Origin of the sequence: Solwaraspora sp. WMMD937, from assembly GCF_029581175.1 — a bacterium.
Taxonomy (GTDB): domain Bacteria; phylum Actinomycetota; class Actinomycetes; order Mycobacteriales; family Micromonosporaceae; genus Micromonospora_E.
In genome coordinates, this window is sequence record NZ_CP120738.1 from 2,993,850 (window position 1) to 3,014,519 (window position 20,670).

Annotated in this window: 19 protein-coding genes, 2 tRNA genes and 1 pseudogene; 7 read left to right on the forward strand and 15 right to left on the reverse strand. The window is 69.6% G+C overall.

What is annotated here, in order from left to right; genetic code table 11:
• The first annotated feature begins 113 nt into the window (after window positions 1–113).
• The gene (locus tag O7621_RS13185) at window positions 114–1,769 is read left to right on the forward strand and encodes a copper resistance protein CopC (protein ID WP_282234219.1); all 1,656 of its coding nucleotides are present in this window, start codon (window positions 114–116) and stop codon (window positions 1,767–1,769) included.
• Window positions 1,770–1,782: 13 nt separating this feature from the next.
• Window positions 1,783–2,616 (forward strand): YcnI family protein, encoded by an 834-nt coding sequence (locus tag O7621_RS13190; RefSeq protein WP_282234220.1) that lies wholly within the window; start codon window positions 1,783–1,785, stop codon window positions 2,614–2,616.
• On the opposite strand, the gene O7621_RS13195 is transcribed toward O7621_RS13190, so the two are convergent.
• Complete coding sequence (locus O7621_RS13195; protein ID WP_282234221.1) at window positions 2,570–3,862, reverse strand: glycosyltransferase 87 family protein; 1,293 nt, start codon at window positions 3,860–3,862, stop codon at window positions 2,570–2,572. The two genes, O7621_RS13190 and O7621_RS13195, sit on opposite strands and share 47 nt — an antisense overlap.
• Before the next feature lie 72 nt (window positions 3,863–3,934).
• Between O7621_RS13195 and orn the strand changes: the two genes are divergently transcribed.
• Entirely contained in the window at window positions 3,935–4,525 is a 591-nt protein-coding gene (gene orn / locus O7621_RS13200) for an oligoribonuclease (RefSeq protein WP_281553624.1), read from the forward strand.
• Window positions 4,526–4,656: 131 nt separating this feature from the next.
• Window positions 4,657–4,732: transfer RNA gene (locus O7621_RS13205), tRNA-His, on the forward strand.
• 73 nt (window positions 4,733–4,805) lie between these two features.
• Here the strand turns inward: O7621_RS13205 and O7621_RS13210 are convergent.
• Both O7621_RS13210 and O7621_RS13215 read right to left on the reverse strand, forming a co-directional pair.
• Entirely contained in the window at window positions 4,806–6,107 is a 1,302-nt protein-coding gene (locus O7621_RS13210) for an Ig-like domain-containing protein (RefSeq protein ID WP_282234222.1), read from the reverse strand.
• 223 nt (window positions 6,108–6,330) lie between these two features.
• Entirely contained in the window at window positions 6,331–7,611 is a 1,281-nt protein-coding gene (locus O7621_RS13215; protein ID WP_282234223.1) for an Ig-like domain-containing protein, read from the reverse strand.
• A 186-nt stretch (window positions 7,612–7,797) separates the two neighbouring features.
• On the opposite strand from O7621_RS13215, the gene O7621_RS13220 reads away from it, so the two are divergent.
• Window positions 7,798–7,873: transfer RNA gene (locus O7621_RS13220), tRNA-Lys, on the forward strand.
• 171 nt (window positions 7,874–8,044) lie between these two features.
• On the opposite strand, the gene O7621_RS13225 is transcribed toward O7621_RS13220, so the two are convergent.
• From O7621_RS13225 to O7621_RS13265, 9 genes are all read right to left on the reverse strand, one after another.
• Window positions 8,045–8,392, reverse strand: coding sequence for a hypothetical protein (locus tag O7621_RS13225; RefSeq protein WP_282234224.1), 348 nt, complete (start codon window positions 8,390–8,392; stop codon window positions 8,045–8,047).
• Window positions 8,393–8,588: 196 nt separating this feature from the next.
• Complete coding sequence (locus O7621_RS13230; RefSeq protein ID WP_282234225.1) at window positions 8,589–9,269, reverse strand: hypothetical protein; 681 nt, start codon at window positions 9,267–9,269, stop codon at window positions 8,589–8,591.
• 142 nt (window positions 9,270–9,411) lie between these two features.
• Window positions 9,412–10,203: an aminoglycoside phosphotransferase family protein gene (locus O7621_RS13235; protein ID WP_282234226.1), complete on the reverse strand. Its 792-nt coding sequence runs from the start codon at window positions 10,201–10,203 to the stop codon at window positions 9,412–9,414.
• Window positions 10,200–10,850 carry a histidine phosphatase family protein gene (locus O7621_RS13240; RefSeq protein ID WP_282234227.1) on the reverse strand — a complete coding sequence of 217 codons (651 nt, stop codon included), beginning with the start codon at window positions 10,848–10,850 and terminating at the stop codon, window positions 10,200–10,202. The genes O7621_RS13235 and O7621_RS13240 overlap by 4 nt, the downstream gene beginning before the upstream one ends.
• A gap of 20 nt (window positions 10,851–10,870) precedes the next feature.
• Entirely contained in the window at window positions 10,871–11,212 is a 342-nt protein-coding gene (locus tag O7621_RS13245) for a phosphotransferase (RefSeq protein WP_282234228.1), read from the reverse strand.
• A gap of 7 nt (window positions 11,213–11,219) precedes the next feature.
• Window positions 11,220–11,609 carry a hypothetical protein gene (locus tag O7621_RS13250; protein ID WP_282234229.1) on the reverse strand — a complete coding sequence of 130 codons (390 nt, stop codon included), beginning with the start codon at window positions 11,607–11,609 and terminating at the stop codon, window positions 11,220–11,222.
• The gene (locus O7621_RS13255) at window positions 11,606–12,421 is read right to left on the reverse strand and encodes a class I SAM-dependent methyltransferase (protein WP_282234230.1); all 816 of its coding nucleotides are present in this window, start codon (window positions 12,419–12,421) and stop codon (window positions 11,606–11,608) included. Before O7621_RS13255 ends, O7621_RS13250 begins: the two co-directional genes overlap by 4 nt.
• Window positions 12,422–12,445: 24 nt before the next feature.
• On the reverse strand, window positions 12,446–12,967 hold the full coding sequence (locus O7621_RS13260) for a topology modulation protein (RefSeq protein WP_282234231.1): 522 nt from the start codon (window positions 12,965–12,967) through the stop codon (window positions 12,446–12,448).
• Window positions 12,968–13,018: 51 nt separating this feature from the next.
• The gene (locus O7621_RS13265) at window positions 13,019–13,870 is read right to left on the reverse strand and encodes a hypothetical protein (protein ID WP_282234232.1); all 852 of its coding nucleotides are present in this window, start codon (window positions 13,868–13,870) and stop codon (window positions 13,019–13,021) included.
• Between O7621_RS13265 and O7621_RS13270 the strand changes: the two genes are divergently transcribed.
• Window positions 13,863–14,888 carry an XRE family transcriptional regulator gene (locus O7621_RS13270; RefSeq protein ID WP_282234233.1) on the forward strand — a complete coding sequence of 342 codons (1,026 nt, stop codon included), beginning with the start codon at window positions 13,863–13,865 and terminating at the stop codon, window positions 14,886–14,888. The two genes, O7621_RS13265 and O7621_RS13270, sit on opposite strands and share 8 nt — an antisense overlap.
• Here the strand turns inward: O7621_RS13270 and O7621_RS13275 are convergent.
• The 3 genes and pseudogenes from O7621_RS13275 to O7621_RS13285 all read right to left on the reverse strand — a co-directional run.
• A pseudogene (locus O7621_RS13275) lies at window positions 14,889–15,143 on the reverse strand (HAD family hydrolase); the annotation flags it as partial.
• 167 nt (window positions 15,144–15,310) lie between these two features.
• The gene (locus O7621_RS13280; RefSeq protein ID WP_282234234.1) at window positions 15,311–18,925 is read right to left on the reverse strand and encodes an AAA domain-containing protein; all 3,615 of its coding nucleotides are present in this window, start codon (window positions 18,923–18,925) and stop codon (window positions 15,311–15,313) included.
• Window positions 18,925–19,302 carry a hypothetical protein gene (locus O7621_RS13285; RefSeq protein ID WP_282234235.1) on the reverse strand — a complete coding sequence of 126 codons (378 nt, stop codon included), beginning with the start codon at window positions 19,300–19,302 and terminating at the stop codon, window positions 18,925–18,927. Before O7621_RS13285 ends, O7621_RS13280 begins: the two co-directional genes overlap by 1 nt.
• 248 nt (window positions 19,303–19,550) lie before the next feature.
• Here O7621_RS13285 and O7621_RS13290 point away from each other — a divergent pair, with 248 nt between their 5' ends.
• A complete protein-coding gene (locus tag O7621_RS13290) occupies window positions 19,551–20,528 on the forward strand; it encodes a trypsin-like serine protease (RefSeq protein WP_282234236.1) in 978 nt (325 codons plus the stop codon).
• Window positions 20,529–20,670: the final 142 nt, after the last annotated feature.

The following is a 20,670-nucleotide window of genomic DNA, read 5'->3' on the forward strand; positions in this document are numbered from 1 at the left end:
TGTCATACGTCACATCGGTCATCGCGGAACTTCGGCCACCGACCAACCGACCAACCACCAATGAGGGGAGGCCGGGTCGCGCGGACCCAGGTGGACCGGCGAGCATATTGCCCATGACTGCCGCAACGAATAGATGGACGTCGCGCCTCGTGGTCGTCGCCGGCCTGCTGCTGGCGGCACTGCCCGTGGTCCTGCTACCCGCCGCAGCGCCGGCCAGCGCGCACGCCGTCCTGGTCAGCACCAGCCCGGTGACCGACTCGGTACTGCCGAACGCCCCGGCCGAAGTGGTGCTGACCTTCTCCGAATCGGTGCGGCAGGTCCCCGACCGGGTCCGGGTGATCGCCCCGGACGGGCAGCGGGTCGACCAGGGCGAGCCGGTCTTCGACGGCGCGGTGGTCACCGTCGGTGTCGAGCAGCGGACGTCGCGCGGCACCTACCTGGTCAGCTACCGGGTGATCTCCGCCGACGGACACCCGGTCAGCGGCGGCTTCACCTACTCGGTCGGCGCGCCGTCGGCGGTGCCCACCGACGACGGCGGCGCCGACACCGATCCGCTGGTCAGCGGGCTGCTCCAGGCGGCCAAGTTCGTCGGGTACGCCGGACTGCTGCTGATCGTCGGCCCGGTGCTGGTGTTGAGCATGCTCTGGCCACGCCGGCTGGCCCGTGGCGGTCCGGGCCGCCTGACCTGGGCCGGGCTGGGACTGGTCGCGGCGTCCACCCTGGCCACCATCTGGCTGCAGGCCCCGTACGTCACCGGCGGCGGGATCGGCGACGCCGACGGCGCGGCGCTACGCGACGTCCTCGGCAGCGGGATCGGCGCCGCGCTGCTGGTCCGGCTCGGGGTGCTGGCCGCCACGGCGGTGCTGCTGCGGCCGTTCCTGGCCGGCTCGGAAGGCCACAGTGACCAGATCCTGCTCGGCGTCCTGGCCGTCATCGGGGTGTTCACCTGGCCACTGGCCGGTCACCCGAGCGCTTCGCCGGTGCCGGCCGTCTCCGTCGTCATCGACGCCGTTCACCTCAGCTCGATGGCGGTCTGGCTCGGCGGTCTGGCGATGCTCGCGGTGTTTCTGCTCCGGCAGGCCGAGGAGCGGGAACTCGCCGCGATCCTGCCGATCTGGTCGCGCTGGGCGGCGTTGGCGGTCTGCGCCCTGCTGCTGGCCGGTACGGTGCAGGCGCTGATCGAGGTGGGCACGCTCGAGGCGCTGTTCGGCACCACGTACGGCCGGTTGCTGCTGGCCAAGATCGGCCTGTTCGGGCTGGTCCTCGCGGTGGCGGCGTACTCGCGGCAGCTGGTGCGCAATCGCAGCGCCGCCGGCCGTCCCGGCCGGATGCGGCAGGCGATCGTCGCCGAACTGGCCGTCACCGCCGTGGTGCTGGCGGTCACCGCGGTGCTGGTGCAGACCACCCCGGCCCGGACCGCCATCGGCGAGGACCTGCGGGCCGACAGCGGCTACTTCTCCACCACGCTGAACAGCGACATCTACTCGCTGCAGGTAGAGGTGGACCCGGCCCGGCGGGGCAACAACTCGGTACACCTGTACGCCTACACCGAGGACAACCGTCCGCAGCCGGTGATCGAGTGGCAGGCCACGGCGGCGTTGCCGGCCAGCGGGGTCGAGCCGATCGAGATCCCGCTGCTGCCGCTGACCGACAACCACGCCACCGGAGAGATCAGCCTGCCGGCGGCGGGAGACTGGGAGCTGCGGATCACGGTCCGGATCTCCGACATCGATCAGGCGACCGTCTCCACGACGGTGGAAATCAACTAGAAAGGGCTACTTCATGCTCCGTCACCGACGCACACCGGCCCGCGCCGCAGCGCTCGCCGGTGCGGCCGTCCTCGTCGGCGTCCTCGGCCTGGCCGCCCCGGCGGCCGCGCACATCACGGTCAACCCGTCGCAGGCCGCCGTCGGCGACTACGCCCGGCTGGCGTTCCGGGTGCCGAACGAGAGCGACGAACACAGCACCGTCGAGGTGGAGGTGGTCCTGCCGGAGGACGCGCCGGTCGCCTCGGTGACGCTGGCCCGGGTGCCGGGCTGGACCGCCGACGTGCAGGTGGCACCGGTGGATCCGCCGCTGGAGGTGCACGGCGCCCAAGTCACCGAAGCGGTCTCCCGGATCGTGTGGACCGCCGACAGCCCGCAGGACGGGGTGCAGCCGGGTGAGTTCGTGGAGTTCCCGGTCTCCCTCGGCCCGCTGCCCGAGGCCGAGCAGCTGGTCTTCAAGTCGTTGCAGACCTACTCCGACGGCACTGTGGTGCGGTGGATCGAGGTGCCGGTGCCCGGCGAGGAGGAGCCGGCCACCCCGGCCAGCGTGCTCACGCTGACCTCGGCTGAGGAGGACAGCCCGGCCGTCGGCGGTGGTCAGGAGCCAGTCGACGGCGAGGCACCGGCCGACGACGCCGGGACCGGCAGCGACACCGGCGAAAGCGACACCGGCGGCAACGGTGTCGCGCTCGGGGTGGGGATCGCCGGGCTGTTCGCCGGCCTCGGCGGGCTGGCCCTCGGCGGGCTGGCGTTCGCCCGGACCCGCCGCCCGACGCCTGCTCCGGCGGCTGCCCCGGCGGCCGCTACCCGCCCGGAGCCGACGTCGGGTGGCGGCGGATCGGCAGACTGACCAGCAGCAGCGCGGCCGCCAGCACGTAAAGGTTGCGCAACACGAAGGTGGCCGGATCGTCGGTCGGGACCTTCGCGTGCCCCCAGTCGATCAGTGACACGACGCCGACGACCAGCGCTGCGAAGATGACCGCCGCCAACGCCACCGACACCGCCGGACGGGCGGCCCGGACTCCGCTCCGGGCCGCCGCCGGCTGCGGCCCGGCGGCGACCAGCGGGCGGTCCGGCAGCGCCGCGTCGAGGAGCACGATCAGCGCCGGGACGAACCAGTAGACGTGGTGCGGCCAGGTGATCGGTGCGATCAGCGCGGCCACCAGACCGGTCAGGGTCAGCCCGGCCAGCTCGTCGCCGGCCCGTACCGCGCGGGCCGCGCGCCACAGCCCGTAGCCGGCGGCGACGGCCACCAGCACCAGCCAGACCAGCCGGTCCGGCTCGGCCGGAGCGGCCAGCCGGGCGAGTAGCCCTTGCAGCGACTGGTTACCGGTGTAGTCGCTGCGCCCCACCCGGTCGGTGCTCCACAACTCGGTGAACCAGAACCGCCACGACTCTGTCGGGGCGACCGCTGCGGCGAGCCCGGTGGCGGCCGCCGCCGCGAGGCAGGACACCAGCGCCGCCCGCCACCGGCGGGTGACCAGCAGGTAGACGATGAAGATCCCCGGGAACAGCTTGATCGCCGTCGCCAGGCCGGTGCCGACGCCGGCCCAGCGGGACCGCTTCGGTACGGCGAACAGCAGGTCGGCCAGGATCAGCACGACCAGCAGCATGTTGATCTGCCCGAGGAAGATCGTCTCCCGGGTCGGCTCGATCAGCACCACCAGCGGTACCGCCAGACCGGCCAGCCACCAGCGCGGCAGGCCGCGTCGGCGGGCGATCGGCGTGACCAGCCAGACCGTGGTGACCATCACCGCCAGCAGCGTGCCGACGGTGAACACGGCGGCGGCGGTCCCGGCGCCCACCGCAGCGAACGGGCGCAGCAACAGCGCGGTGAACGGGGGATAGGTGAAGTAGAGCTGGCCCTGCACGATGTCGGGCTGAACGTAGTCGTACAGCTGGTTGCCGTCGGCCCACCAGCGCATCGCGCTGAGGTAGATCTTCAGGTCGTAGAAGTCGTGCCGGTTGCCGTACCAGATCAGGGCGGCGACCACGGCGGTGCTGAGCGCGACGACGACCGCGACCCGGCGCGGCGTGTGTGATCTGTCGTCGACGGGGCGCGGCGCGGGGCCGTCCGGGAGGGTGTCGGCGGGCACGCCCGCGAGCCTAGCGGGGGCCGCCGCCGGTGACCTGGCAGGCTGCTGGACGGTGCCGCGTAGGCTGTCCGCGTGGCGGATCTTCTTGTCTGGATCGACTGTGAGATGACCGGGCTCGACCTCGGCAGGGACGCGTTGATAGAGGTGGCCGCGCTGGTCACCGACTCGGACCTCAACGTGCTCGGCGACGGCGTCGATCTGGTGATCCACGCCGACGAAGAGACGTTGGCCGGGATGCCGGACGTGGTGCGGGAGATGCACGCCAAGTCCGGGCTGACCGAGGAGGTGCGGCGCTCGGCGGTCACCCTCGCCGAGGCGCAGGACCGGGTACTTGAGTACGTGACCAGCTTTGTGCAGGAGCCGAAGACCGCGCCGCTGTGCGGCAACTCGATCGCCACCGACCGGGGCTTCCTGGCCCGGGACATGCCGCGACTCGACTCCTACCTGCACTACCGCATGATCGATGTCTCGTCGATCAAGGAGTTGTGCCGGCGCTGGTACCCCCGGGTCTATTTCGGGCAGCCGGCCAAGGGGCTGTCGCACCGGGCGCTGGCGGACATCCGGGAGAGTATCCGGGAGCTGGAGTACTACCGGCGGTCGATCTTCGTGCCGCTGCCCGGACCGGACGTCGACGCGGCCAAGGCGATCGCCGCCGGCCTCTGACCGTCGCCGAACGACCGGCCGGTGGGCGGCGGCCGGGGGCCGGCCCGGCGGAACCCGCTCGACGTGATGCCCGCCGGTAGGGCTATCATTGGTCGGCACCCCACGCGGCAGTCCGCCGGGTGTGGTTCTTGGTGGCTGTAGCTCAGCAGGTAGAGCACCGGGTTGTGGTCCCGGGTGTCGAGGGTTCAAGTCCCTTCAGTCACCCCATACCGAAGCGCCCGGCCAGGATCAGATCCTGGCCGGGCGCTTCTGCTCGGTGCCCGTTCCCGGACGGGTCGGGTCAGCCCTGCGGGTCCGAGCCGGTTGCGGATCCGCCGGCGGCACCGCCCGGCGTCGACTCGGTCGTCGGCGGCTCGTACGGCAGGGCGCTGCCTTCGACGAGCTCGTCCCAGCTGAGGTTCCACACCGTCCAACCGTTGCCGTTGGCGAGCTTGACCTCGGTGCCCTTGACCGTGACCGGGTCACCGACCCTGGTCTGGTTGAACAGCCACTTGGCGTTGTCCATCGACATGTTGACGCAGCCGTGTGACACGTTGCGTACCCCCTGGTCGCCGACCGACCACGGGGCGGCGTGGATGAACTCGCCACCCCAGGTCAGCCGCTGGGCGTACTCGATATCCGTCCGGTAGCCCTCCTCCGGACCCAGCTCCTCGTACGTGTCGAAGACGGTCTCTTTCAGCTTCTCCATCACGATCATGGTGCCGCTGGAGGAGGGCGTCTTCGGCTTGCCGAGACTGACCGGGATCTCCTTGATCGTCTCGCCGTCCTTGGTGACCACCATCGTCTTGCTGGCGTTGTCCACCGTCATCACCAGCGCCGCGCCGACCTCGGCGTCCACCGTCAGGTCGTTGCGGCCGTACCAGCCGTCGCCCATCGGCAGGCCACCGGTCTGCGCCTTGTAGAACAGCTGGGTGCCGGCCTGCCAGAACTCGCGTGGCCGGAACTGGACCTCGGTGGGGCTCACCCAGTACCAGATGCCCTCCTGGGCGGGCTCGGTCTCGACGCTCAACCGTCGCTGCACGTCGTCGCGGTAGTCCTGCGGGATGCCCCGGCTGAACCGCAGAATCAGTGGCATCGCGACGCCGACCACGTTGCCGTCGCCCAGGAAGCTGGACACCCGTACCTGATTGCCCGGCTGGGCCATGGTCCGGAAGTTGTGGCTGGTCACGGTGGTCTCGCCGTCGTCGCCGGTCACCGTCACCGTTGCGGTGTACGCGGCGTCGTACTCCAACTGCCCGTTCGGCAGAAAGACGGTGCCGTCGGCGTCGACCTCGCCCGGCACCGGATTGCCGTCGGCGTCGGTCAACTCCACCGTGGTCTGCGCCGCCTCGGTGGTGGTGAACGTGATCGCCGTCGACGCGGGCACGTCGGTGGCGTCGGCGGCCGGCTCGGTGATCGTCGCCTGGGCCTGCGGGCTCGGGTCGGACTCCGTACCGCCCTGCCAGGTGGGGGCGTCGCCGGCGCCGGTGCAGGCACCGGTGAGCGCGAGCGCGGCGGCGAGCGCGACGGCCGTGACAACCCGCGGTACGGGCGGTCGCGCCCGCTCGGTGCGCGGCTTTACCTGGAAGCGGCTGACTCGCATGATCCCCTCACGAAGTTCGGTCCCCGGATCCCATCGTCCATCAAAGACGCAGTGGGGCAACTCCCGGGTTCGTGCCTCAACGTATGCAACATCGACACGGCTGACCGATATTTCCCGGATCATCCGGTCCGTTCGGTCAGCCGTGCCTCATTTATCCGTATTTGGCAGTTATTCAGATGTCATACTGTGCCGATCCAACTCCGACCCGGCACCGCATCGACCGTCACCCGGACGTTGCTGTCGGTACCGGCGTCGGTGCCGTCGGTGCCGGTGAACCAGCCCCTGCCGGCTGCAGATCAGCCGGAACCGGCAACGCACTACCCTTGACGAACTCGTCCCAGGTGAGGTTCCAGGCGGTCCAGCCGTTGCCGTTGGCGAGCTTGACCTCGGTGCCCTTGACCGTGACCGGGTCACCGACCCTGGTCTGGTTGAACAGCCACTTGGCGTTGTCCATCGACATGTTGATGCAGCCGTGTGACACGTTGCGTACCCCTTGGTCGCCGACCGACCACGGGGCGGCGTGGATGAACTCGCCACCCCAGGTCAGCCGCTGGGCGAACGAGATGTCCGTCCGGTAGCCCTCCTCCGGGCCCAACTCGGCGAAAGTGTCGAAAACGGTCTGTTCCTGCTTGTCCATCACCACCATGGTGCCGCTCGACGACGGCGTACTCGGCTTGCCGAGACTGACCGGCATCTGCTTGACCAGCTTGTCGTCCTTGAACATCGACAGCTGCTTGGTGGCGTTGTCGACCTCGACGGTCACCTTCTCGCCGATCTTCGCGGTGGCGCCCCGGTCCATGTCCCCGTACCGGCCGTCACCGGTCGGGTGACCGTCCAGCGCGATCCGGGTGGTCAACGTCGTGCCGGCCTGCCAGAAGTCCGGAGCCCGGTAGAACGCCTGGGTACCGTTGGACACCCAGTGCCAGGTGCCCGGCTGTGGCGGGTCGGTCTTGACGAACATCCGCTTCTGTACGCTGGCCCGCTCCTGCTCCGGAATGGCGGGGAAGAACTCGACCACCACCGGCATCGCCACCCCGTACGTCCGCCCGTCGAACAGGTAGAGGCCGGTGCCGGTCTGCGACCCGGACTTGCCCATCGTGGTGAACGACGTGGTCTTGGTCTCCTCCTCCCCGGTGCTGCTGGTCGCGACGACAGTCGCCGTGTACTTCTTCTGATTCTTGAGTGGTTTGTCCGGCACCCAGGCGGTGCCGTCCTCCCGCATACTGCCGCTGACCTCGCCGCCACCGTCCTCGACGAGGGTCACCGAGGTGACCTCCCCGCCGCTGACCGTGGTGCCGATCTCCGTACTGATCGGCAGGTTCTTCGCGTCCGCCTTCGGCGCGATGGCGAACTCGAACGGCTCCGGCGGGGGTGTCGGACTCGCCGTGGCCACCTGGCCGTTGACGAATCGTGGCGTCTTGTCCGATCCACACCCTGCCAGTGCCGCCGGTGCGATGACTGCCAGTGTCACCGCGACCGACCAACCCCTCCTGACCTTGTGCATGCCAGTCCCCGTTCCTTGTTCCGTCCCTGCCGACATCGTGCATCACCCGCCATGCCCTTCGTGCCTGATCCGGAAGGGTGCCAGATCCGCGCACATGGGCAGGTCCGCCGGACAGACGGCTCGTTGCCGGCAACTGGTTGGAAGCTGGACGGCCGGACATGCTAGGGTTGCCCGCGTTGTCAGCGAGCGCCGCTAGCTCAACTGGCAGAGCAGCGGACTCTTAATCCGCGGGTTGTAGGTTCGAGTCCTACGCGGCGTACCAGACACCAAGGCCCCGACCGGCAGTTTCCGCCCGGTCGGGGCCTTTGCCGTACGCCGTACCGCCCGCCGGGTGCCTCGCTGGGTGTTCGGGAGCCGATGGACTGGTCGCTGGCCAGCGGGACTGGGACCGTCCCCGTGGACGCTGCCCGCCGCAGTCCTCCACGGGTAGTTCTCAGCTTGATGTCGGCTGGTGGGCGACGATCGCGGCGGTGGGGATGCGGTCTTCGGTGAGTAGGGCGACGACCTCGTCGAGCAGGTGTTCGAGATCGCCGAGGCCGTGCAGGTCGTAGTGCTTGTTGACGATCCTGTCGTCAGCCAGGCGGACCGTCGCCAGTTCGGCTTCGCCGGTGCTCCAGATCGCGATCTCGGCGAGCCACGAGGCGGACTCGAGCTCGCTGATCACTATCGGCTTGCCGTGGTTCGGCTCGATCGGCCGTGTGTGCCACGACATGGTCAGACTCGACCATGTCTCGGTCCGCGCCAGCGCCGCGTCGGACAGCGCCTCGAGCGGGAACGCCACGCCGGCGACTATCGCACACCCGCGCTGGACGGATTTCGCCCAGGTGCCACGGACTGAACGAGGAGCAGGCCGTGCTCGTTGATCGCGAGCGCCGAACGGGGCACTCGTGGGCGACGTCCATAGCGAGCATCCTGGTGCATGCTGTCGACTGCGGTTGTCGCTGGTGTGGCGGCAGCTCGGGTTGTCGGTTGACCCACTACGCCTCAGCGATGGGATAGCCGATCGTGGCGATGTCGTCTCGCAGGTCCACGACTGCCAATCGTGGGTTCAAGGCCCGGACCGTGTCGTCGGTGAGCGGCCGGTGGGCGAGGACGTGCTCGACCGCAGTCCGGTCCACCCCGATCTGGTAGTAGTCGTTGGCAAAGTCGATGTACCGGTCGACGATGTCGTCGAGGAGGATGTCGAGCAGCCCGGAGCCGTCCGGCCCGGACCTGTCGTCCGGCCCGGCTTGGGGTGGGAAGTCGATACCGGCACCAGCTTGCCAGCGATCGTCGCCGGTCAACCGCCACAGCACGGCGGTGGCGACGAACTGCCCGGTCTCATCACCGAAGGCAGGTTCCTCCAGCTGCGGCAGCAGCACCGTGGGAAGGCCGTCGAGCAGGCCCGGCCACAACTCGTGGTCCGGATCGCGGTACGGCGACATCGCTGACTCGTGGTGGAAGACCCGTATGAACACGCTGTCGGCGGTGAACACGGCCGCCCACTCGTCGCCGCTGCCGTTGCTCATCAGTGCCGCCTCATCCTCGCCCCATGCCGAGGTGTAGACGTAGTAGGGCTCTCCGCCGTCGATGATGCGTTCCAGCAAGGCCAGTGCCTTACAGCGTTGCCGGAGCAGATCGATGCCTGGCAGTCTGGCGGCGACGTCATATACGGTCACCGGACGACCCTACGGGCGCAGGCAGCGTCCTTGATCGCCCACCCGGCCAAACGCGGGCAGGGCGCTGCTCCTTTGGGTTGCGCGCACGCTCATTGCCCGCAAGTCGACCGTCTGCTGACGGCCGAAGTCGCGCGAGCGGCGCTCACTCATCGTCGCGGGTGCTGCTGAATCGGGTCAGCGTGTCGAGGTAGGCGCAGGGTTCCAATACCTCCCGATCGACCTCGGTGAGTTGTCCGTACTCGTCGAGGAATCTGGCGCGGAGGTCCGGGCGCTGCGGCCAGAGGCGGGTGGCGAGGCGTACGAGGTCGCGGGCGGGCAAATCGTAGCGGCTGTGCTCGAAGTCGATCAGGCGGACGATGCCGTCGTGACCGTAGATCATGTTGCGGGGCATGAAGTCGAGATGGCAGGGGACGGTCGGTAGCAGGGCGAGGTCTTGAAGGGCTCGCATGTGGGCGCGTATCTCGGAGCGGTAGCTGGGGGTGATCCGGTCTGCGGCTTGGTGGATCCAGTGCTCGGCGCGGTCGGCGAGCCAGGCTGTCCAGTCGGGCTCCAGCCGTGGTGGCCCGGCGGCGTGGAGCGTCTTGAGTAGCTGTCCTGCCTGCCGGTATGCGTCCTGCTCGGCCTTGGGGGCGAGTGTTTGTTGGCTGAGCGGGGAACCTGGCAGGGCGGTGATGACGATCGTGGGCGGATCGTCGGCTGTCGCGAGTAGGCGGGGTGCCCGGTCGTGGAGGGCCGCTGTGACCCAGGTGCTGTAGGCGTGAACCTCCTGCGTGTGCCGTTCCTGGTTGCGGTGTGGCTTCACCATGACTTCCCCGTGTTCGGCGGTGAAGGCGCGGAGCACCTGGGTGCCGGCGTGTCCCGGGTGCCAGGCCACGGGGACGGCGTCGGTGTCGAGCAGGCGCCGGCAGAGTTGAAGGAGGTCGGTGCTGTTCATCGCGTGGGTTTGAGGTGGCGGGTGTCGTTGTGCGCGACGAGCTGCCAGGTGGTGCGGCCGAACCGGTTGGTTGGCCGCTGCCATCGGGTGATGGAGGCGTGGTCGGTGACGAAGCCGAGCCGTAGGCAGGCGTTCCGGGGGAGCGCGAGGAGCAGGTTGTTGGCGGCCTCGATGGTTTCTCCGTGGGCGGCGATGAGGATGCGCTCGCCGTTGTGCCGGGCGAGGATTTTCTGGAGGGCTTTGGTGGCGCGGTCGAGGTACTCGTTCCACGTTCCGGAGCCGTGGGCGTACGGGAGGTCGGGGGCGTGTTGGGGCGGACCCTGAAAGGCGGTCTTGATGTCTGCCCACGGGCGGCCGTCGGCCTCGCCGTGGTCTGGTCCGCGAAGTTGCGGCTCGGCGGTGGGCGGTAGGCGGAGGGCCTGGGTGATGATCTCGGCGGTTTGGACCACCCGGAGTCGGGGAGTGGAGTAGAAGACCGCGTACGGGCGGGCTGCGTGTTCGGCGGCAAGCCGGGCAGCGAGCTGGGCGACTTGGCGGCGGCCTTGGTCGGTCAGGCCGGTGCAGCCGTGTTCGCCGCCCGCGATTCTGGCGACGTTGCAGGCGGCCTGGCCGTGGCGGGCGATGACGAGTTCGGTGGTCTGGGCCATTGGCGGGACTCCTCTGGGGGTCAGTTTGACGCGAACGGGTCGGGCCATGGCCGCACGGTGGGCCACGGGTGTCGGTAGCCGTTGGCGCCGAGGTAGCGCAGAGTCAGGAGTTGGTGAAGTTCGGCGTACTGCCGCAGCTCATCCATGCCGCAACGGATCGGCGAGATCGCGTCCCGGTAGGCGTCAACGCAGTCCGTGAGGATCCACTGGTCGAGGCTGCCGTACGTCATGGAAGCGGTGACGATGAGGCCGGCCAGGTCGTAGCCGAAGGGGGCGAGGGTGAGGTCGTCGAAGTCGACGACCGCGACGTCCTCGCCCTCGACGAGGTAGTTGCGGATGTTCGGGTCCTTGTAGAAGGCCACCGGCCGGTCACCCCCGGCCGAGGACCGCGTCGAGCGCGGCCAGGTCGATACCCGTGATGCGGGCGGCGCGGTGCAGCGCTTTGCGGCGCGGGCTGGCGAAGTCGGGAAGCGCCAGTCCGGTCGACGTGCTGTGGGGTTGGTCGAGGCGTGCGGAGCGCAGTTCTCTCCGGTGCGCGGCGTCGTGCAGCTGGCCGAGTGTTGCCGCGACTCGGGGCAGGTCCGCTACCTGGGGTGTCCGGCCTGGCAGGCGTTCGAAGACCAGGTGGCGAGGTGCCCGGGTGACCAGGTGCGGAAGGCGGACTCCCGATTGCAGCCCGGCGAGCCAGTCGTGGTGTGCCGCCGCTGCCGAGCAGCGCTGCGGGTCGTCGTACCGCTTGATGAAGAGGTTGTTGGTCACGGCCGGGCCGCCACGGCGTAGCTGACGGTGGAGCGGGTCAGATACGGCGGCGCTGGTAGCCGCTCCTGGAGGACTGCGGCGAGGTCAGCCGGTCCACGGTCTGGGCGGATCTGATACTTCGGGGTTGTGGCCAGGTATCGGGCGAGGTGAGTGGCATCGGTGAACTCGAAGACATGCTCCTCGTGCAGGACATCGAGCACGGTGAGGTGCGCGGCGGCGATGTCGAGCAGGTTGCCGCTGTGAAAGCTCTCGTAGAGGCTCGGCCAACGGATGGCGTCGGGGTCCAGGTGGGCGGCGTGGACGAGTTGATCGAGTTCGGTGTAGCTGTCCAGCGACTTGGTCACCAGGACGGCGATGCCTCCGGGACGGAGGCAGCGGGCGATCTCCTTGACGGCAGCTGCCGGGGTGGCCGAGTGATAGAGGCAGAAGGCGGCTACGGCTGCGTCGGCCACTGCATCGGGCAGCGGCAGGTGGTGGAAGTTGGCACAGACTGTCGAGCCGACCTCGTCGGCCTCGTGCAGCCGTGTCCGGACGGTGTCCAGCAGTGCGATCGAGGCATCAACCGCGATGAGGCATCGAGGGCGGAGACGGGCGGCGATGCGAAGCGTGCTGGTGCCCCGTCCGCAGCCGAGGTCGAGCACCACGGCACCGGGTGTGGTCCGCCGGGCGAGTAGGTCGGCGATGACTTCGGCGGCGTCCCGCCCGGCGATTTTGGCTTCGCGAAGCGCACGGGTGCGGTCCGCGAGCCGATCGTTGGCCCGGTAGAGGTCGCCGTGGACCAGATCGGGATCGAGGAACGGGTTAGCCGACATCGGTCGCCGCCCGTCCGGTCCGGGTCAGGTCATCGGTTGGGCTTGTCGTCGGAGCCGCTCGACCAGTTGGTTGGCTTGTCGGCGGCTGGTGAGTGAGATCAGCCGGACGTGCGGCCCGTGTTCTCGGATGAGGTTCTGGACCCGGGGCCGCATGGCGCGTCGGTAGCCGAGGATGTAGCGGATGAAGTTCCAGGTGATCCGGTCGTATACGCCGTCGGTCTGATGTTGGCCGCCCCGGTAGCGGCGGCGTCGTTGGGCGATGCCCCAGAGGCAGGTGGCGGCGGGGAGGTCGAGGAAGATCACGGTGTCGGCGGCGGCCAGCCGGATCGGCAGGGTGCCGGCGTAGTTGCCTTCGATGACCCAGCGTTCGCCGGTGACGAGTTTCTCCTGCTGGGCAGCGAACTCGTGTTGCGGGAGCGGGTTCCACTGTTCGTCGTAGTAGATCGCGTCGAGGTGGGTCAGCGGCGCGTCGAGGACCTGGGCGAGTTGCCGGGCGATCGTCGACTTGCCGCTGCCGCCGCAGCCGATGATGGCGATCCTGTCCATGGTCCTCCAGGGTAGGGGTGGTGCGGGGTGCGGCTGGGCGGACACGGCCGGTCATGACGGCACCGGATCCGGATGGGGTAGGAGACGATCGAGCACGCCGAGTTGGGCAGAGAGCCGAAACGGGGCGAGGCGGCGCAGACAGTCGGCGATCAGGTTGGCGTGGTCGTTGGTGCCGGCGATCTCGGCGAGCCAGCCGACCCGGTGCCGTACGTCGGTGGCGTGCCTGACGTGCAGGCTTGGCGGTACGAGTGCGGCGGTGCCGCGGACAGTGCCGGGCAGGAGCGGAACGCAGCCGGCGAGGACCGCTTCGAAGATCCGTTGGGTGATCTGGCCTGCCTCGGCGTAGCGGTCGGGAAGCAGCAGCACTGTGGCGAGCGCGTCGGCGTGGATCTCGGCGACCTGCGGGAACGCGACCCGGCCGATGAAGTTGAGACCGGGCCAGCGGCGGGTATCGGTCCACTTCCCGGCGATCAGGTGCGGCAGGTGCGCGGCGGCGGGGGCGAAGAAGGTGTCGAAGGCGTCGTCGCGGTCGTACTGGTTGCCGACGTAGACCAGCGGCGTCGACCGGTGCCGCGCGGCCAGCCCGCCGGGGTCAGCGGCATCGAGGGCCGTATCGGCGACGGGGAAGAGCAGCGTCGTCGCGCCAGGGCTCGGCCGCAGGGCTGGCTCGCAGATGGTGACGTTGCTGGTCCGACGCAGCGGGTCCGCCGGGTCGAGCCGCCGGTCCTTGTCCCAGAGGATCGTCGGGGTGCCGAGCCGGCGGGTGTAGTGGGCGACGAGTTCGGACTGGCGGTGCAGATCGCAGGTGTGTCCGGGCCGGCCGCACGGCGTGGTGTTGCGGCCGGGGATAGGCCAGCGCCATTCGAGGAACAACGAGTTCAGGAGGTTGTGGGAGATGCTCACCGGAGACGACAACAGCAACGGATGGGACCGCGCATCGGTACTACGCGCGCTCGTCGGCGCCAGCATGCTGCCCCTGGTCGCGCCCCTGCTGTCCCTCGATCCAGACGCCGTCCACGCCGACCGCAGAACCGTCGACCCCGACTCGTACCAGCAGATCGTGCGCTGCCAGCGTGAGCTGTACCGGACCAGCCCGGCCCGCCCGCTCTACGAGGCCGCCTACGCCCACACCCAGCTCGGCGTCGGACTCCTGCGCGCCGCCGCCACCGGTACCAGCCGGGCCAGTCTCGCCAGCGCCCTCGCGGAATCCGCGCTGCTCACCGCCCGGCTCGCCTTCTTCGACCTCAGCCAACCCGCCGTCGCCGAACGCTGCTACGACGTCGCCCTCGCCGCCACCCGTGAAGCCGGCGACTACGCCCTGGCCGCCGCCGTCCTCGGTCACATGGCGTTCATCCCCGCCTTCGGCCACCAACCGGCCAACGCCCGCCCGCTGATCGACGCTGCTCTGCAACACACCTGGCACGGCGTCAGCCCCATGGTCCGCTCCTGGCTGCACTGCGTCGCCTCGGAGGTCGAGGCCCGTGCCGGAGCGGCGGCGGTCAGCCGCCGCCACATCGACCTCGCCGCCAGCGCGGTCGACAGCGACTCCACCCCACCCGAGTGGCTCGACTTCTACGACGACGGCCGCCTGCATTCGTTCGCCGGGTACGCCGCCCTCGCCAGCGGTGACCACGGCGAAGCCGCCGTCCAGCTCAACCAGGCACTCGCCACGCTCCCCGGCACCAGCGCCAAGCAGCGCAGCGTCGTTCTCGCCGACCTCGCGACCGCGCAGGGCAGTGACGGCGACCGCGTCGCCGACTACCTCAACCAGGCCGTCGACGCTCTACACACCGACTGGTACGGCACCGGCCTTGACCGGGTCCGAGCCGTCCGTCCGATGCTCGGCGACAGCCGACACGGCGCATCGCTTGGTGAACGCGTCGCCGCTCTCACCGCCGGCCGGGCCGCGCTCTCGGGATAGTCAGCGAGCTGACTCGTTGTGCTTGCGGACGAGGTCGGGTAGCTCTGCCAGCGAGTCGAGCTGGAACAGGCAACGGTCGATGATCGCCTGGTCGTCGAGGATGTGCCCCCACGGGCCGCGACGGATCAGGGCGGTCGCGATCCCCGCCTGCTGCGCCGGTCGGATGTCGTTGTCCAACCGATCCCCGACATAGAGCACCTGGCTAGCCGGGCATCCCGCCTCGGCGACCACCCGGTCGAAGAACGCCACGGCGGGTGGGCGACGATCACGGCGTCGGGCGGTGAGCTATGACATGGCCAGACGAGACCAGGGCTCGGCGGCGCCGAGGGAACCCACACGGTTGTCTCAGCGCCGATTTGACGACAACGACGGTTCCCTCGACGGCCGGATCAACGTACGAACTGGAGTGGGCGGACCTGCGTTCAACTGCTCGGTCGACCATCCAGGTGACGGAGCTGCTCGGACAGCTCGGTAGCCACCTGCTCCGGTTCGGCCAGGCAACGCCACGCGGGCACCCGGCGGACGGTGCCGTGGTGGGCGGCGACGTCGAGGCGGGCAAGGACCTTGCGCAGGGCGCGGCCGGACGGATCGCCGGCCGGGTCGTCGACGTACACGGCGATCTCCCGACCGGCCTGGCGGATGACGAGATCGGCGGTCTGCCCGGCCACGGCGATGTCCCGCTGTACGGCGACTCCGGCCTCGCGCAGGGCACGGTGCAGCTGATCGGCGGGCCCTGGGACGGCGTCCGGCAGCGCTGTGGTCGACCTGTGGCCGAGGGCCACGGCGGTGAGCAGGCCCCGTTGGCCCGACCACCACGACCGGTCGCCGACGACGACGAGCTGGGATCGGGCCCGGGTGATGGCGACGTTCCACAGGTTCGTCTGGTGGGCGAGCCAGTCCCGGGTGCGGTCACCGATGCCGTGGGCACCGACCGGTGAAACGACCATGATGTCGCGTTCGCTGCCCTGGAACCGGTGGATGGTCGCGCAGAGCAGGTTCTCGGACAGGCCGGCGGCCTGGAGCGCGGACTTCAGGCCGCGCTGCTGCGCGGCGAGCGGTGTGACCACTCCGATGGACGCCTCCGGGAAGGCCGCGCGAAGTTCGGCCACCTCGGTCACCACCGCCGCGATCTCGACGTCGTTGCGTCCGGATCCGGTCGGTCCGTAGTTGTACGTACCCGGCACGTCGCGCCACCGTACGGCCGGTTCGGCGGGCGCGGTCAGCCGGGCCGGATCGGTCAGCACGGTGAGCCGGCCCTGGTACACCTCCCGGTTGGGGGCGTCGACGATGTCCGGGTGGCAGCGGTAGTGCTCGTCGAGCAGATAGGCCGTGCCAGCCGCTGCGGCGAATGCGTCGTACGCCGAATGGCTTGCGTAGCGCAGCCGTCGGGTGTTCAACCATCCGGTGCCGAGCCCGGCCTTGACCTGCTCGGCGAGATCGTCGGCGTCGGTAAGCTCGACGACGGGTGCCAGCTGCCGGGGGTCACCGATGATCAGTGCCCGTTTGGCGCGGTACAGCATGGGCAGGACGGCCGGCACGGTGCACTGCGCGGCCTCGTCGATCACGACGAGGTCGTACATCGCCGGTTCCCGCCGCAACCATCGCACGGACAGCGCCGTGACGGCCCAGCCCGGCAGCACCCGGAGCAGCTCCGGGAAGTAGGCCCAGCTGTCCGGCTTGACCTTGGTCATCTCGTCGGCCCGGTTCTGCAGCAGCCGCGCCCCGGACGTCACCCGTTGGGCGATCTGGGCGCGCAGCAGTTCGATACTGCGCCGAGGCCGCTCGACGCCGATGAGTTCGGTCAACCGCTGCCAGGACGTCTCGGCAGCGGGCAGCGCGTCGGCCTGTCGCCGGCAATCCCGCCACCGCAGCTCGATGACGGCGCGTTCACCGAGGGTCCGGATGGCATCCTGGTCGCCGGCGCCGTGCCGACGCATCCGCCAGCGGTACCACCAGCCGAGCCACCGGCTGGTCAGCGCACGGTCAGTGAGCCGGTACAGCCGCGCGAGCGCCGCGTCGTCGTCCGGCAGCCCGGCCGCTGCGGCATCGCGGCCGGCCCGGTGTTCGTGGCGCGGCCCCGGTCGGCGCTCGGCCGCGAGGTCGGCCAGATCGCGTTCGAGTAGCCGCTGATCGTCCAGGCTCTGCCGCAGGCCGTTGATCTCGTCGGCGATCAGGCGGAGTTCGTACAGCGGTGTCCGATCGTCGGGCGCCAGGTGGCTTTCGGCCGGCGGGTACGCGGCGATCAGGTCGGCGATGTGCTTCGGCTCCTGCAGCCGATGCTCCTTGTTCCCGGTGCGCAGCACCAGCCCGGGACCGACCAGTTCGCCGACCCGGCCGAAGACCGCGTCCACCGCCTGGTTGCTGGTGGAGCCGATCAGCACGCTCTGGCCGGCGGCGGTGGCGGTGGCGAGCAGCGCGGTGACCAGTTGGCTCTTACCTGTCCCCGGTGGACCCTGCGCGACGGTCAACGGCTGCGACATCGCGGCCCGGATGATTTCCTCCTGCGCCTCGTTGGCCGGAGCCAGCGCGACTGTCGCGATCGGTGCCGGAGCCTCCTCGCTCGGGCCCGCCGCGAGGGTTGCCAACGCCGTCCGGCCGATGAGCCGTGGATTCTTGATCATCCCTTGCAGGTCCACGACGAGTTGCTGCTGCGGCGAGGCCGTGGCGTCGACGGAGTAGAGCAGCGCGGCGTTCTGCACCCGGTCGAGTGGCCCGGGACGCGGTTGGCCGACCAGCGCAGTCGGGTCGAGGTCCGCCACCGGAGTCATACCGAACGTCTTGATCAGCAGGTCGACGGTGGCGGTGAGAGCCGCCGGGTCACCGGGTACGAAGACCTGCCCGACTCGTTGCAGCAGTTCATCGGACTCCACGTCGGACAATTGCAGCAGGTCGAGCAGCGCCGGGCCGGGTCGTGGTGGGAAGGAGGCGTGCACGACATCGTCGGTGCCCACCGTGACGTCGCAGATCAGCAGCGGCGTCAACCGTACCGGCTGCTGCCTGGCGGGTCGGACCGCGACGACCGGATAGCCGTACTGCAACTCCTTGCCGTCGGCGCGGGCCCGGGTGGCCAGCGCGGCGGCCCGGCCGGTCAGCCGGACCGGGGAGGCCGCCGTGAACACCGCCTCGGCACCGGTCGGTGCCGGAGCGTACGTGCTGACCGCCTGTGGGTCGATGAAGGACCGCAGGGCGGCCGAGCGCTCCATGCAGTTGACGTAGTAGGTGACCAGGCGGCGCCACTGGTCGGCGTCGAACGGGGCGTCGTCGGCGGGGCTGGTCGGGCCGGCGTCAGGTCGCGCCCGGGCGGCCGCCGAGTCCGGCGCGGTGACCAGCCGGATGGGTTCGGTCACCCCCTCGCTCGATTCGACCGGCGAGTGCTGCCGACGTCGGGCCATCTCGGTCATCGCGTAACGGGCGAGGTCGTTGGTGGTGACCCAGCCGTCGGCGGACCCGTCGGCTGCGCCGCGCAACCCCTCGAGCAGCACCTCGGTGAACACCGACGGCCGATCGGACCCCTGCGCCTTCGACGCCTTCATGTGCGTGCTGGAGGTCAGGACGAAGGTACCTCGTTCGCGCTTGCCCCGGCGAGGTTCCTCCCGTACGCCGCCCCGGAACCGGTGCCGTGCGGTGAAGGCTCCGGAGAAGCAACAGTCCAGCAGGACGACCTTCTGACTGGCCTTGGTGCTGTTCAGCAGATGCCGCAGGGTGCCGTCGACATCGAAGGCGGTGGCGTGCAGCTGCCCGGCGTGGGAATCCGTGGCGGTGAGAAACAGCGACTCCCGGTCCTCGTGCAGCACGCCGTGCCCGGAGTAGTACAGCAGGGCCAGGTCGTCTCTGCCGCACCGGCCGTAGAACTCCTCAACGACCTGGCGTAGGTGTGCGACCGGCAGGTCCAGTTTGGCGTCGACGGTGTCGAAGCCGCCGCTGCCGTCGAGTAGCGTCTTGAGCTGGGTGACGTCCTGGCGTACCGAGGGCAGCGCCGGGAGCCGCCGATCGGCGTGGTAGCTGGCTGTGCCGAGCAGCAGCGCGTGCCGGCCCATCAGCGGTGGCCCGCTTCGATCGCGGCCCGTACCGTCTCGATCAGTTCGGCGGTCTCTCCCCGCGTGGGCTGGTCGATCGTCAACTCGACGTCGCCGACGCGTAGCTGGATGCGGCGGCCGGTGTGGCGTTGCAGGAACGCCACGATCACATCGACCAGCGACTGTACGTATGAGGGGTCGACGCTGGTCAGTACGGTGACGGCTGCCAGGGCCAGCTCCGCGATGCCTTTGCTCGCCGGATCGGGGGCGAGCGGGATGCGCCGTACCTCCCCGACCTCACGAAGATCGCCTGCCAGCTCCTCGGTGAGCTGGTCGAGAACGAAATCGTCGTCGCCGGTCAGCGGTGTGAAAGCGACCTCGACACGTACCTGCGACACGCAGCCTCCTCCTGTTTCGCGACGAGAAGGCTACGGAGTCGCCGATGCGGCCGGGCGCGTCTGTCGGCTATCCGATCGTACCGACAACCGGTCAATACCCGCCGTCGATGATCTCATCGACCTTGGTCGAATAACTGTTGGTTCAAGGACAGAAGTCTCGCCAGCGAGGAGGAGACGATGAAGATTCACCTATGGGAGTACGTCCGAGTAGAGGCCACCGGACACCCACCTCATCATCGGGAGGTTCCATGGAAAACAAGGCGCGCCGGACGATCGGTGTCCTCGTCGCGACGGCGGCGTTGGCGCTGGCCGCCGCGGCGACACCCGCCGCGGCCACACCCACCAGCACCGTCGACATGGTCACCCCGGTCTCCGACACGGGCGGAACCATCAACCCGGCGGTCCTCGCCGAGCGGATCGACGAGACGATGGTACGGGCCACCCGTCCTGCGGCGCGGCGCGGCGCTGACGGGACGGACCGAGCGCCCGCCGCTGAGGTCGAAGGCAAGACCGAGCCGGGCGAGATCGGCATCAGCAGCATCATCGGTACGGACAACCGTTACCAGACGACCCCGGCGGACTGGTGGCCGGCGAGCTCCACGGTCCAGATCACCCGTACCTCCGGTGGGGTCACCCGGGGACACTGCACCGGTTGGATGATCGGTGCCGACACGCTGATCACCGCTGGGCACTGCGTCTATCCCCGTAACGGCACCGCGTGGTACCCGCGCAACGAGTTCACCGTCTGGCCGGGACGCGACGGCGGTTCCACGCCGTACGGCTCGTGCAGCGTAGCCAGCCTGCACTCGGTTGCGGGATGGGTGAACAGCTTCATCAACGGCTACGACTACGGTGCGATGAAGCTCAACTGTACGGTCGGCAACAGCACCGGAACCTTCGGGTTCATGTGGACCTCCGCCAGTCAGAATGGCACGTCGACCTACAACCGGGGCTACAGCGGGGACAAGTCCTTCGGCACCCAGTGGGCCAGCTCCGACCAGATCCGGGTGACCCAGTCCACCGAGCTGTTCTACCACCACGACACGGTCGGCGGTAACAGTGGCGGACCCGTCTACACGTATTCAGTGACCGACTGCGGCCCCTGCGCCGTGGCGGTGCACGCGCACGGCCTACACGGCAGCGGTGCGCCGAACAACAACCACAACAGCGGACCGCGGATCACCGAGTCCGCGTTCAACAACTTCATCTACTGGCGGGACCTGTAGTACGGAGTCGACAGCCCGTCCGGTGACCGCACAGCCCGGTCGCCGGGCGGGGGTCGGCGCGGCGCGACGAGCCGCACCTCACCCAGAGTTCTGATACTCTGTGTGATCGAACCATGACGTGATTCGAGGACTGGCCATGAAA

Excerpts from the sequence above, each read along its gene's own strand:
- O7621_RS13185 (WP_282234219.1), top strand. The coding sequence starts at position 114 with ATGACTGCCGCAACGAATAGATGGACGTCGCGCCTCGTGGTCGTCGCC.
- O7621_RS13190 (WP_282234220.1), top strand. The coding sequence starts at position 1,783 with ATGCTCCGTCACCGACGCACACCGGCCCGCGCCGCAGCGCTCGCCGGT.
- O7621_RS13210 (WP_282234222.1), bottom strand. The coding sequence starts at position 6,107 with ATGCGAGTCAGCCGCTTCCAGGTAAAGCCGCGCACCGAGCGGGCGCGA.
- O7621_RS13215 (WP_282234223.1), bottom strand. The coding sequence starts at position 7,611 with ATGCACAAGGTCAGGAGGGGTTGGTCGGTCGCGGTGACACTGGCAGTC.
- O7621_RS13235 (WP_282234226.1), bottom strand. The coding sequence starts at position 10,203 with ATGAACAGCACCGACCTCCTTCAACTCTGCCGGCGCCTGCTCGACACC.
- O7621_RS13240 (WP_282234227.1), bottom strand. The coding sequence starts at position 10,850 with ATGGCCCAGACCACCGAACTCGTCATCGCCCGCCACGGCCAGGCCGCC.
- O7621_RS13255 (WP_282234230.1), bottom strand. The coding sequence starts at position 12,421 with ATGTCGGCTAACCCGTTCCTCGATCCCGATCTGGTCCACGGCGACCTC.
- O7621_RS13260 (WP_282234231.1), bottom strand. The coding sequence starts at position 12,967 with ATGGACAGGATCGCCATCATCGGCTGCGGCGGCAGCGGCAAGTCGACG.
- O7621_RS13270 (WP_282234233.1), top strand. The coding sequence starts at position 13,863 with ATGCTCACCGGAGACGACAACAGCAACGGATGGGACCGCGCATCGGTA.
- O7621_RS13280 (WP_282234234.1), bottom strand. The coding sequence starts at position 18,925 with ATGGGCCGGCACGCGCTGCTGCTCGGCACAGCCAGCTACCACGCCGAT.
- O7621_RS13290 (WP_282234236.1), top strand. The coding sequence starts at position 19,551 with ATGGAAAACAAGGCGCGCCGGACGATCGGTGTCCTCGTCGCGACGGCG.